At 62.0% G+C, this 9743-nt stretch carries 17 protein-coding genes; 9 read left to right on the top strand and 8 right to left on the bottom strand.

Features of this window, described 5'->3' with window-relative positions; all coding sequences use genetic code 11:
* Positions 1 to 263 precede the first annotated feature (263 nt).
* Positions 264 to 425 carry a hypothetical protein gene (locus RBB16_RS19835; protein ID WP_306047767.1) on the bottom strand — a complete coding sequence of 54 codons (162 nt, stop codon included), beginning with the start codon at positions 423 to 425 and terminating at the stop codon, positions 264 to 266.
* Positions 426 to 729: 304 nt separating this feature from the next.
* On the opposite strand from RBB16_RS19835, the gene RBB16_RS19840 reads away from it, so the two are divergent.
* Both RBB16_RS19840 and RBB16_RS19845 read left to right on the top strand, forming a co-directional pair.
* Positions 730 to 1578, top strand: a complete 849-nt coding sequence (locus RBB16_RS19840) for a lytic transglycosylase domain-containing protein (RefSeq protein WP_306047768.1) — start codon at positions 730 to 732, stop codon at positions 1576 to 1578.
* 80 nt (positions 1579 to 1658) lie between these two features.
* Positions 1659 to 2261: a lysozyme inhibitor LprI family protein gene (locus RBB16_RS19845; RefSeq protein WP_306047769.1), complete on the top strand. Its 603-nt coding sequence runs from the start codon at positions 1659 to 1661 to the stop codon at positions 2259 to 2261.
* Positions 2262 to 2314: 53 nt separating this feature from the next.
* On the opposite strand, the gene RBB16_RS19850 is transcribed toward RBB16_RS19845, so the two are convergent.
* From RBB16_RS19850 to RBB16_RS19860, 3 genes are all read right to left on the bottom strand, one after another.
* Positions 2315 to 2941: a 3-oxoacid CoA-transferase subunit B gene (locus tag RBB16_RS19850; protein ID WP_306047770.1), complete on the bottom strand. Its 627-nt coding sequence runs from the start codon at positions 2939 to 2941 to the stop codon at positions 2315 to 2317.
* Positions 2941 to 3645: a CoA transferase subunit A gene (locus RBB16_RS19855; RefSeq protein ID WP_306047771.1), complete on the bottom strand. Its 705-nt coding sequence runs from the start codon at positions 3643 to 3645 to the stop codon at positions 2941 to 2943. The genes RBB16_RS19850 and RBB16_RS19855 overlap by 1 nt, the downstream gene beginning before the upstream one ends.
* Positions 3646 to 3810: 165 nt before the next feature.
* Positions 3811 to 4236, bottom strand: a complete 426-nt coding sequence (locus tag RBB16_RS19860) for a VOC family protein (protein ID WP_306047772.1) — start codon at positions 4234 to 4236, stop codon at positions 3811 to 3813.
* Positions 4237 to 4353: 117 nt separating this feature from the next.
* Between RBB16_RS19860 and RBB16_RS19865 the strand changes: the two genes are divergently transcribed.
* Complete coding sequence (locus RBB16_RS19865) at positions 4354 to 4887, top strand: helix-turn-helix domain-containing protein (RefSeq protein WP_306047773.1); 534 nt, start codon at positions 4354 to 4356, stop codon at positions 4885 to 4887.
* On the opposite strand, the gene RBB16_RS19870 is transcribed toward RBB16_RS19865, so the two are convergent.
* Complete coding sequence (locus tag RBB16_RS19870) at positions 4884 to 5990, bottom strand: class II histone deacetylase (RefSeq protein WP_306047774.1); 1107 nt, start codon at positions 5988 to 5990, stop codon at positions 4884 to 4886. The two genes, RBB16_RS19865 and RBB16_RS19870, sit on opposite strands and share 4 nt — an antisense overlap.
* A 194-nt stretch (positions 5991 to 6184) precedes the next feature.
* Between RBB16_RS19870 and RBB16_RS19875 the strand changes: the two genes are divergently transcribed.
* Together RBB16_RS19875 and RBB16_RS19880 are read left to right on the top strand one after the other, a co-directional pair.
* Positions 6185 to 6454: a DUF167 domain-containing protein gene (locus tag RBB16_RS19875; RefSeq protein ID WP_306047775.1), complete on the top strand. Its 270-nt coding sequence runs from the start codon at positions 6185 to 6187 to the stop codon at positions 6452 to 6454.
* A 38-nt stretch (positions 6455 to 6492) separates the two neighbouring features.
* Positions 6493 to 6840, top strand: a complete 348-nt coding sequence (locus tag RBB16_RS19880; protein WP_306047776.1) for a TraR/DksA family transcriptional regulator — start codon at positions 6493 to 6495, stop codon at positions 6838 to 6840.
* Here RBB16_RS19880 and RBB16_RS19885 read toward each other — a convergent pair.
* Both RBB16_RS19885 and RBB16_RS19890 read right to left on the bottom strand, forming a co-directional pair.
* The gene (locus tag RBB16_RS19885) at positions 6837 to 7568 is read right to left on the bottom strand and encodes a sulfotransferase domain-containing protein (RefSeq protein ID WP_306047777.1); all 732 of its coding nucleotides are present in this window, start codon (positions 7566 to 7568) and stop codon (positions 6837 to 6839) included. The two genes, RBB16_RS19880 and RBB16_RS19885, sit on opposite strands and share 4 nt — an antisense overlap.
* Before the next feature lie 28 nt (positions 7569 to 7596).
* Entirely contained in the window at positions 7597 to 7851 is a 255-nt protein-coding gene (locus tag RBB16_RS19890) for a hypothetical protein (RefSeq protein WP_071688828.1), read from the bottom strand.
* A gap of 157 nt (positions 7852 to 8008) precedes the next feature.
* Between RBB16_RS19890 and RBB16_RS19895 the strand changes: the two genes are divergently transcribed.
* The 4 genes from RBB16_RS19895 to RBB16_RS19910 all read left to right on the top strand — a co-directional run bounded on the left by RBB16_RS19895 (position 8009) and on the right by RBB16_RS19910 (position 9342).
* Complete coding sequence (locus RBB16_RS19895; RefSeq protein WP_306047778.1) at positions 8009 to 8263, top strand: DUF6455 family protein; 255 nt, start codon at positions 8009 to 8011, stop codon at positions 8261 to 8263.
* Between the two features lie 27 nt (positions 8264 to 8290).
* Positions 8291 to 8548, top strand: a complete 258-nt coding sequence (locus tag RBB16_RS19900; protein WP_306047779.1) for a DUF6455 family protein — start codon at positions 8291 to 8293, stop codon at positions 8546 to 8548.
* A gap of 62 nt (positions 8549 to 8610) precedes the next feature.
* A complete protein-coding gene (locus tag RBB16_RS19905) occupies positions 8611 to 8964 on the top strand; it encodes a diacylglycerol kinase (RefSeq protein ID WP_306047780.1) in 354 nt (117 codons plus the stop codon).
* Between the two features lie 30 nt (positions 8965 to 8994).
* Entirely contained in the window at positions 8995 to 9342 is a 348-nt protein-coding gene (locus tag RBB16_RS19910; RefSeq protein ID WP_306047781.1) for a YigZ family protein, read from the top strand.
* A 63-nt stretch (positions 9343 to 9405) separates the two neighbouring features.
* Here the strand turns inward: RBB16_RS19910 and RBB16_RS19915 are convergent, their stop codons facing one another.
* On the bottom strand, positions 9406 to 9648 hold the full coding sequence (locus RBB16_RS19915; RefSeq protein ID WP_306047782.1) for a CDGSH iron-sulfur domain-containing protein: 243 nt from the start codon (positions 9646 to 9648) through the stop codon (positions 9406 to 9408).
* Between the last annotated feature and the right edge of the window lie 95 nt (positions 9649 to 9743).

The following is a 9743-nucleotide window of genomic DNA, read 5'->3' on the forward strand; positions in this document are numbered from 1 at the left end:
CAGCACGACCCAGTCAACAGTCACGGCACCGGATTCGGAATTCAGGAAGGTCTTGATCATTGTCTTGCTCCAGGTTTCTCAAGTGTTGCCCTCGGGTCTCTGCCCTTCAGGATGAGTGCAATATCTCGTTCAATCGGGGCGCGAATTGGGCGGTGAAAAGAAATTATCGGGATTTTAATAAAGCTGAATTCAAGCTTTGCGCGGTTTCCCGGATTCCGCATGATCGCGGTTTTGCAGCAGGTGGAGGCGCGAGGCCGCCCCGCTCAGTTCATGTTCATGTGAGAGGTGAGTTCTTCGGAAATGGCACTCAGCCCGCTTTCCATGACTGTCATCACCGATAGTCCGAGACCGATCATGAGTGCGGTAATCAGGACCCAGTCAACGGTCGCGCCACCGGATTCGGAGATCATGAATGCTCTGTACATCTGCTCGTTCCTTCTTGTTTTGTCGGCGCCCCGCCAAGGCCGAGACCTGCAATCGTCGCAGGCCCCTTCCCCCTGGAGCAGGTCAAGCAGGCCGCCCAAACGGGGCGGGAATGCGTCTGTTTTGCGGAGGTTGGTTGTCGCCGTCAGTTAATAAGAGAGTGGCGTGACCAATTGTATTGCGCCGTCATTCCAAACGGGTATGTCAACGTGATCCAAAGAGAGCAGCGCAGCGCCTCGGCTTTCTTTCGGATAGGAAGTCGGGCATGCTGCTCTTGGAAAAAAGAATGATCAAACGAGCGGTGACATGGGTATTCGCAAGGTGATTCTGGGGGTGGTGCTTGCGGTTTGCCTGCAGCCGGGGCAGGACGTGCGGGCGCAAGAGGCAGCAGACGAGGCCGCGCCGCCGCCGTTTCCAGCGTTCACCTTTCGCCGGGTCACAGCGCCGACACCGGGACAAACGGGCCCCCGGATCAACATCCAGATCGGGGATCGCCCGTCGGAAGACCCGGTCGAGACAGCCTCGGCCATGCCCGCACCGCAGCAGGTCCCGCCGGGCGAGGCAGACTGGTTCTGGCAGGAAATTCCAGCGGGGCGCGATTTCAGCGCCGGGCGGTATCAGGCGGTCATGCAGCTTTTGTCCACCGCGCCCGAAGCTGGCAGCCTGCCGATCGCCCGGGCCGAGACATTGCTGTCCATGGCCGAGGCGCATGGCCCCCGTATCATGCAGGAAACCATAGGCACCAGCGTGTCACCGGCCCTGGTGCTGGCGGTGATGGCGGTGGAATCGCACGGTGATACGGTTGCCGAAAGCAGCGCCGGGGCGCGGGGCCTGATGCAGCTGATCCCCGCCACGGCCGAACGGTTCGGGGTCACGGATGTGTTCGACGCGGATCAGAATATCGCGGGCGGGGTTGCCTACCTGGACTGGCTGATGGGTGAATTCGACCGCGACCCGGTCCTGGTCCTTGCCGGGTACAATGCGGGAGAGGGGGCGGTGCGCGGCGCCAATGGCGTGCCGGATTACCGCGAAACCCGCGACTATGTTCCGCGCGTCATGGCCACCTGGATACTGGCGCGGGCACTCTGCGTGACGCCGCCGGAACTGGTGACGGATGGCTGCGTGTTCCGCACGATGGTGGCGTCAAACGGCTAACGGATGCCAAGTCGCGCGTGATCCACTATAGTGGTGTGCATTGGGTCCAGCCATTGCCTGCCATATTAAGGAGCCGCCACATGGTCCGCGCTGCCGTTATTCTACTCTTCCTCTTCATTGCCCCCGCCGCCATGGCGCAATCCTGGTGTTCCAATGGGTCTCTGAACGCCACCGAACAGACGATCTGCTCCACCCCCGATCTTGGCTGGCGCGATCAGGAACTGGAACAGGCCTATGTTGCCGTGCGCCATATCCATGGCGTGCAGTCCGCTCAACAGGCCTGGCTGGCAGAGCGAAACGGCTGTGGCTGGGATGTCGCCTGTATCCGCGCGGCCTATGATTACCGGATTGCGATTCTTCAGGGGATGGCCGGGGGAGGCGGGGTCGGGGGCGGCAAATACCCGCAACATCCTGCACCGCCGCAGCCGGCCAACTATCCCGCCTGGTGTTCCGAAGGGGCTCTCAATGCGGCGGAGCAGACAATCTGTTCCTATCCCGACCTTGGCCAGATGGATATCTATATGGCCGATCTCTACGCGCAGGTGCGTCACTATCCCGGCATCGTGTCAGAGCAGCAAAGCTGGCTGAGTGGGCGCAATGCCTGCCATTCGGACTACTCTTGCCTTTACGCCGCCTATTCCGACCGAATTCAGGAATTGCAGCTGCGCTACGGGGCGAATTGACGAAAAACGCCGCCCGTATGGGGCGGCGCTCTCAGTCTCTATAGAGGACAGCGTCAGTCGACGATGGTCGCCTCGGTTGCGGCGCGCAGGTCGTCCTCGGTGACGCCATCGGCGCATTCCACGATCTTCAGGCCGCCCTCGACCACGTCGAGCACGCCGAGATTGGTGATGATCCGGTCCACGACGCCCTTGCCGGTCAGCGGCAGCGTGCAGGCCTTCAGCACCTTGGAGTCGCCGTGCTTGTTGGTGTGGTCCATGACCACCACGACACGACCGACGCCGGCCACGAGGTCCATCGCGCCGCCCATGCCCTTGACCAGCTTGCCGGGGATCATCCAGTTCGCCAGATCGCCGTTTTCGGCCACTTCCATGGCACCCAGGATCGCCGCCGCGATCTTGCCGCCCCGGATCATGCCGAAGCTGGTGGCGCTGTCGAAATAGGAGGTGCGGCTAAGCTCCGTGATCGTCTGCTTGCCCGCGTTGATCAGGTCGGGGTCTTCCTCGCCCTCATAGGGGAAGGGGCCCATCCCAAGCATACCGTTTTCGGATTGCAGCGTGATGTCCTTGTCGCCCACGTAATTCGCCACCAGCGTCGGGATGCCGATGCCGAGGTTCACATACATGCCGTCTTCGAGTTCCTCTGCCGCGCGGGCGGCCATTTGGTTACGGTCCCAGGGCATTATGCGTCCTCCCGCTTGCGCGTCGTGCGTTGTTCGATGCGTTTTTCGTGCTCGCCCTGGATCAGGCGGTGCACGTAGATGCCGGGCAGATGGATGAGATCGGGGTCGAGCGACCCGCGCGGGACGATCTCCTCGACCTCGGCGATGCAGATCTTGCCGCACATGGCCGCGGGCGGGTTGAAGTTGCGGGCGGTCTTGCGGAACACGAGGTTGCCGGTGTCATCGGCCTTCCACGCCTTGACGATGGAGAGATCCGCGAAGATGCCTTCTTCAAGGATGTAATCCTCGCCGCCGAACTGCTTCACTTCCTTGCCCTCGGCAATCACGGTGCCGACGCCGGTCTTGGTGTAGAAACCGGGGATGCCCGCACCACCGGCGCGCATGCGCTCGGCCAGGGTGCCCTGCGGGTTGAACTCCAGCTCCAACTCGCCCGACAGGTACTGGCGCATGAATTCCGCGTTCTCGCCCACATAGGACGACATCATCTTCTTGATCTGGCGCGTGTCGAGCAGCTTGCCCAGACCGAACCCGTCCACGCCCGCATTATTGGACGCGACCGTCAGATCCTTGGTGCCCGCTTTGACGATCCCGTCGATCAGCAGCTCGGGGATGCCACAGAGGCCAAACCCCCCGGCGGCAATCAGCATCCCGTCGAAGAGAACGCCCTCCAGCGCCTCATCGGCAGAGCCATATACTTTCTTCATGGATTCACTCCCGTAGAATTCCTCGGCTGAACCTGCCGCGCGCCGTGGGAGAGAGTCAACGCGCCCCGGCAGCGCAGCGGTCGATCCCCCTGCAATACGCAAAAACACCCCCCGGGCAACAGAATTCCCGGGGGGTAGGTATTTCTACGCAGGCACGTGGGACGCTCAGACAGGCAGGGCGTCAGCCTCGTATTGCGCGGCGAACTCGGCGCTTGGCGGGATCGGCTTGATCACGTCGATCAGTACGCCATTGGGGTCGGCAGTAATGAAATGGCGCTGTCCGAAAGCTTCATCGCAGATCGATTTCAGCATCGGCAGGCCAGCGGCGGCAAGCCGGTCATGCACCGCATCCACATCCGCAACTTCGAAATTGAGGATCACCCCGCGCGTTACCCCGCGACCGGCCTCGGGGATGGTTTCGTGTTGGCCGTCCAGAATGGCAAGATTGATGCGCGGATCGGAACTGGATTGCAGATGGACATACCAATCGGCGGCAAACATCGGCTGAAAGTCAAAATGCGCCTGATAGAAGGCGGCAGTGCCCGCAACATCCGTGGTTTGCAGGACAGGATAATACTGGGTCGTGTTCATGCTTGTCTCTCCACTCAAAAACATACACACTGTATGTACATGAGCTAAATAAACATACAGGCTGTATGTATGCAAGAAGAAAAATCCAGAATCCCGAATTCCGACCGCAGGGCGGCTATGCGAGCGCGTCTGCTGGCCTCGGCCCGGCGGCTCTTTGTTGAAAAGGGCTATGCGGAAACGTCTACTCCCGAGATCGTCAAAGACGCCGGGGTGACGCGCGGGGCGCTGTATCATCACTTCGATGACAAGGCGGCGCTCTTTGACGCGCTGATCCGTGCCGAAGCCGAATCGCTCGCCACCGATATCGAGGCAGCCGCGCTTGGCAGTTCAGGCGATCCGATACAGGCGGGTGCTGAGGCGTTTTTCGCGGCCATGTCCCATCCGGGCCGGGCCCGGCTGCTGTTGGTTGACGGCCCTGCCGCGCTCGGACAGGCGCGGATGGATGAGATTGATGCAGGCAATGGCCGCAGGACCCTGCGCGACGGGCTGGCCGCCGCCCGTCCCGATCTGCCGCAGGATGACCTGGACGCCCTGTCATTGCTCTTGTCCGCCGCGTTCGACCGCGCCGCACAGGCCATCGCGGAAGGGGCGGATCAGGCACCGCTGCTTGCGGGTACTCTGAACCTGATCACCGGCGTGACACGGGCCTAATCCACGATTAGCGCGTCCTCCATCTCCGCCAGCAGGACCGAGCAGTAGTTCTCAAACCTCTGCCCCGGCTGGCGGGCGTTGAACGTGTCCAGCATCGGATCGGGGGCGGTGATGCGGCTGCCAGAGAGTTCCTGAATAACGGCATGACCGCAGAAGGGCACGTAAGCCTCCAGATAGCCGCCCTCATGGACCAGAACCAGCCGCCCGTCACATAGCTGCGCGGCGGCTTCCTTGGCCATGGTGGTCATCAGCCGGAAGGTCTCGGAGGTCGCCAGCATCCGGGACAGAGGATCGAGCGCGGCGGCGTCATAGCCGCAGGCCACGATGATCACATCCGGCTGGAAATCGGCCAGCGCCGGAATGACCAGCCGTTCCATCGCCTCCAGATAGGTATTGTGCCCGGCCCCGGCAGGCAGCGGGATGTTGAGGTTGAACCCGTCGCCCGTGCCCGACCCGCGATCGTCGAAATCACCGGTATCGAGCGGGTAGTTGCGTTCCTGGTGGAGAGAGATCGTCAGCACGTCGTCCCGGTCGTAGAAAATCGCCTCGGTCCCGTTGCCGTGATGCACGTCCCAATCCAGCACCGCGACCCGGTCAACCATGCCTGCCGCAAAGGCGGCCTCCACGGCGATGGCGATATTGGCCAGCAGGCAGAACCCGTTGGGAAAGTCGGGCAGGCAGTGATGCCCCGGAGGGCGCGACAGCGCATAGGCATTATCCACCTCGCCGCGCAGCGTCGCGAAGATCGCCTCCTTGGCCAGCCCTGCCGAGATCTTGGCGATCTCGTAGCCCCCAGGTCCGAACGGCGTGCGCAGGCCCAGTTCGCCGCCGCCCGCATCGGACATGTCCCGGAAGGCTGTCAGGTAGCTTTGCGGATGCACGCGCAGCAGGTCTTCCTCGGTGACCATCGCGGCGTGCCGCACGTCAAGCTCCCGGATCAGGCCTGTCACCTCCAGCAGGTTCTTGAGCCGCCGCTTGGTTTCAGGGTTTTCGGGCAGGCCGCCCGGCAACGGTTGCACCAGGCCCCCAACGGGCAGCATCATCGCGTAATTCCCACCTGCATGCCAGAAACAGCGTTCGTCCCAGAAAAACCCCGTGGCCATGTCGTTCCTCGCTCGCTTTCCTGGGCAGAGTGGCGGCAGTCTCGACCGCGCGCAAGCATTTGCAGGGGGGTGGCGGTGCGGGGCGGCCAAAAAATCTTCAAGAAGATTTTTCGGTGATGAAAAAGCTTCTGGAAGCTTTTTGAGAGTGTGAAGAATTTTCTGGAAAATTCTTCTTGGCGGGGACACAGACAGGTATGGCCCGAACATGTCCTGATCTCAGCACCCTTGCCTTGCCCGGTGCCCGCATCGCCCTGCGCGTGACCCCAAAGGCATCCCGCAATGCCGTGGTTCCGGCGGAGGCCGCGGGCAATCCCCTGCGCGTCTATGTCACCACCGCGCCCGAAGGCGGAAAGGCCAATGCCGCCGTGCTGAAACTGCTGGCCAAGGCGCTCGGGGTGCCGAAATCACGGCTGACCATCGTTCAGGGGGAAACCGGGCGGGACAAGCTGATCGAAATCGACTGAGCCTTGCCCCATCGCGCCTGATCTGTTGGGATCATCTCATGACCGACCCGACCGACACAGAACTGGCCGATCGTTACCGCCCCCGATTGGAGGAGGAGCGCGCGGCGCTTCAGAAATCCTCTGACGCAACCGCAGAGGGGCGCAAGCCCGTGGAACTGGACCAGACCAGCATCGGGCGGCTGTCCCGGCAGGATGCCTTGCAGGGGCAGGCCATGGCTTCAGCGCTGGAGGCGCGCCGCCACGGCCGCCTGCGGGCCATCGCGGCGGCCCTTTCGCGGATGGAGGAGGGCGACTTCGGCTGGTGCGAGGATTGCGGCGAGTTCATCTCAGTCCCGCGTCTGGACGTGGACCCTTGCGCGGTGCGCTGCGTATCCTGCGCCTCTTAGGCGAGCCAATGCGCCAGATCGCGCCCGGTCTGATCCTGCAACACGGCGATGTCCGCCCTGTAATAGTCTTTCAGCTCATCTCTCAGGGCGTCTGACAGGACCGGCATGCTGTCCCATCCGAGGCGTTTGAACATGGCCTCTTTGTCATTGGCCCTGAACCGCGCCTTTCTCGGGGGGACATCGCAGTCGAGACCGAGATCGGCCATAACACCGGCCAGAAAGGCCGGTTGATTGGCCACCAGATCATCGTAGAAATAGACCCGCAAGCCCGGAACATGCTGTCGCCAGTGGGTCAGGATCGCGCCATACATCCCGTAAGCCAGCTTGTTGAATGACGGATCCAGATCGGTGATCTCAGCAGTGTGGGGCAAGCGGCGGCGCATCATGTGGTGCGTATACGCGCTCAGGTAACGATCCACAGGGTTGCGCAGGACAGCGAGGGTTTCGATGCCGGGCAAGTGCCGCGCCACGCGGGCGGCCACGTCTATGCCCGCGTCAGGCAGGCTGAAATAGCCCGGAGTGGATTCGAACCGATACACATGCGCGGGATCGTCGGGGAAGGCGTTCGCATATTCCTCCAGACGGTCTTCGAAATCCGGCAGCAACAGGAAGTTCAATTCCTTGAAACGTCCGTTCGCCCCGAACCGGGCAGATCTCATCAGGGCTTTGTGCAGCCATGTCGTGCCGCTTTTCTGGGCCCCGACAATCAGCAGGTTGGGCAATGGCATTCGGAAAAACGTCCCGGCTCAGTAAAAATCAGGTCTTGCTGCTTTCCGCCGGGATGGCCCGAATGCGGTAGATGCCTTCGGGCAGGTCCAGCGCGGCGGCAAGGTCCCGCAATTGCGTGTCGGACAGAGTGATTTTCTGAACGCTGTCGGTATGCGGGTCATATTGTTCGAGTGTCACGCATTCCTCGAAGGCGGAGATCGTCAGATCCTCCTCCAGCGGGGCCGCGCCCTCGTCGACCAGGGTAATGACGGTCGCGTCGAAATCGTGCTCGATGGTAAACATGGGATCAGAGTAGTGCGCCACGCGCGGCTTGCCTAGCCCGATTGCCCGAAATTGCAGCGCAAATGCTTGATCTGAGTCAATGTCACGTCCCGGCAGATGCGCGACCCTCGGGGCAGGCCGCAGTGTTGTCAGGCGGCCCCGTTGCAGGAGATGGCGGATGCCCGGACGCAAAACGATCGAGGAGCATGAACGGCTTATGGGCCAGATGGCTGATCGCCTTGGCGTGGATCTGGACGAGGCCGAGTTGCGTGGTGATCTTGCCCCGGAACTGCGTCGCGATATGGTGCTGAGCTGCACCAATTGCACCTCGCCCGAGGAATGCGGCAAGTGGCTGGAAAGTCACGACAAAGCGGAGGACACCCCGTCCTATTGCCGCAATGGCGCGGCGCTGACGGACCTGCGTGACAGCTGAATTCCGCATCTGCCAAGGATCGTAACGATGACCCATCCGCTCGGCGATATCCGCCACCATTTCATGTTGTCGCAATCCATGGCTAAGGTCATCGGGGCCGATCTGGCGCATGCGGTGCATGAGGGCAGACTGTCTCAGCAAGACTGGTCCGATGCTGTCACGCGCTGCCGGGGATGTGACTGGGCGCGGTCCTGCGAGGACTGGCTTGTGGCGCAGGGAGGGGCTGACGCGGCCGCCCCGGCCAACTGCGCCAATGCCGCCCTGTTTCGGCGCTTGGCGAGCTGATCTTTTTTCGATGACATCGGTGGCAATCCCGGCCTAACCTGTTGAAAACAGGGGGGATGGGGATGCTGAAACGGGAATGGCGACGGCTGGTGAATCGCTGTGTCTGGTCCTGGGCGGGGTGGAAGAATGCCTGGGAGAATGAGCCGAGCCTGAAATTCTGGACGACCATGAATGTTCCGAGCGCGGGTTTGGCGCTTTGGTTGCCGCTAAGTCGCGGGGAAACCATGATAATCCTCATGGGCGGTGTGCTGGTCCTGGCGGCGGAGCTGCTGAACACCTCGCTGGAGCGGACGGTGGATTATATCTCGACAGATCAAGATGTTAGGGCGCGGGACGCCAAGGATGTGGGCAGCGCGGGCGTTGCGATGACGGCGATGGCCGTGGGGGTTGCGTGGCTTGTCGTTCTGTTTGGATAACGCTATCCCTTTGATGAGGAAGGGAAATCCATGCGGCAGATCGAGAATGTGATCAGCGACCGGGGGTCGAAATACGCGGTTTCGGGCGGGCCTGCGGCCAGTCGAGACGATGTGGACGAGTTTCTCAAGTCATTGAAAAAGAAGAAGAAATACGCCAAGGCCACGCATAATTCCTGGGCCGTGCTGCTGCCCGATGGTCCGCTCAAATCCGATGACGGGGAAAGCGGCGCGGGCAATATCATCCTCAAGATGTTGGAGGGCGAGGGGCTGCACGCGCATCTTGTAGTGGTCACCCGCTGGTATGGCGGCAAACATCTGGGCGGCGACCGCTTTCGCCACGTGGCCGATGCCTGCCGCGCCTATTTCGCACAAAAATAGGGGGGTGCCATGCGTACACCCCCTGTACACCCCCCGTACACCCCCCGTGCAGACAAAACGGCGTCAGAGTGCCTTGTGAGATCCGTCGCAAAGCGGCTGGCGCGACGAATGCTTGCAGCCGCAGAAGAACACCTTGCCGGTCTTTTCTGCGGTGTATTTCACCGGGGTGAACGCGCTGCCCTTGTGAGAGCCGTCACAGAAAGGCTGCCGCTGGCTCTGCCCGCAGGCGCACCAGAAATAGGTCTTGCCGTCTTCCACCTCGACCGGGAAGGGGGCGGTCTGGGCGATCTTGGGGGCGTCGGTCATGGCTGTCTCCTTGGGATGATATGTGTCGCAGAGTGACCTAGCGTTCCGGCGGCTGTCCACAAGGGGGACTGTGCGGCAGGGCAGGGGGCATGTGC

The sequence above is a fragment of the Nioella sp. MMSF_3534 genome, from assembly GCF_030732985.1.
Lineage (GTDB): Bacteria > Pseudomonadota > Alphaproteobacteria > Rhodobacterales > Rhodobacteraceae > Nioella.

Coding starts and splice junctions, on each gene's coding strand:
- RBB16_RS19855 (WP_306047771.1), bottom strand. CDS start 3,645: ATGAAGAAAGTATATGGCTCTGCCGATGAGGCGCTGGAGGGCGTTCTC.
- RBB16_RS19865 (WP_306047773.1), top strand. CDS start 4,354: ATGCGAGCGCGTCTGCTGGCCTCGGCCCGGCGGCTCTTTGTTGAAAAG.
- RBB16_RS19880 (WP_306047776.1), top strand. CDS start 6,493: ATGACCGACCCGACCGACACAGAACTGGCCGATCGTTACCGCCCCCGA.
- RBB16_RS19835 (WP_306047767.1), bottom strand. CDS start 425: ATGTACAGAGCATTCATGATCTCCGAATCCGGTGGCGCGACCGTTGAC.
- RBB16_RS19890 (WP_071688828.1), bottom strand. CDS start 7,851: ATGTTTACCATCGAGCACGATTTCGACGCGACCGTCATTACCCTGGTC.
- RBB16_RS19870 (WP_306047774.1), bottom strand. CDS start 5,990: ATGGCCACGGGGTTTTTCTGGGACGAACGCTGTTTCTGGCATGCAGGT.
- RBB16_RS19840 (WP_306047768.1), top strand. CDS start 730: ATGGGTATTCGCAAGGTGATTCTGGGGGTGGTGCTTGCGGTTTGCCTG.
- RBB16_RS19900 (WP_306047779.1), top strand. CDS start 8,291: ATGACCCATCCGCTCGGCGATATCCGCCACCATTTCATGTTGTCGCAA.
- RBB16_RS19850 (WP_306047770.1), bottom strand. CDS start 2,941: ATGCCCTGGGACCGTAACCAAATGGCCGCCCGCGCGGCAGAGGAACTC.
- RBB16_RS19845 (WP_306047769.1), top strand. CDS start 1,659: ATGGTCCGCGCTGCCGTTATTCTACTCTTCCTCTTCATTGCCCCCGCC.
- RBB16_RS19895 (WP_306047778.1), top strand. CDS start 8,009: ATGCCCGGACGCAAAACGATCGAGGAGCATGAACGGCTTATGGGCCAG.
- RBB16_RS19915 (WP_306047782.1), bottom strand. CDS start 9,648: ATGACCGACGCCCCCAAGATCGCCCAGACCGCCCCCTTCCCGGTCGAG.
- RBB16_RS19905 (WP_306047780.1), top strand. CDS start 8,611: ATGCTGAAACGGGAATGGCGACGGCTGGTGAATCGCTGTGTCTGGTCC.
- RBB16_RS19875 (WP_306047775.1), top strand. CDS start 6,185: ATGGCCCGAACATGTCCTGATCTCAGCACCCTTGCCTTGCCCGGTGCC.
- RBB16_RS19910 (WP_306047781.1), top strand. CDS start 8,995: ATGCGGCAGATCGAGAATGTGATCAGCGACCGGGGGTCGAAATACGCG.
- RBB16_RS19885 (WP_306047777.1), bottom strand. CDS start 7,568: ATGCCATTGCCCAACCTGCTGATTGTCGGGGCCCAGAAAAGCGGCACG.
- RBB16_RS19860 (WP_306047772.1), bottom strand. CDS start 4,236: ATGAACACGACCCAGTATTATCCTGTCCTGCAAACCACGGATGTTGCG.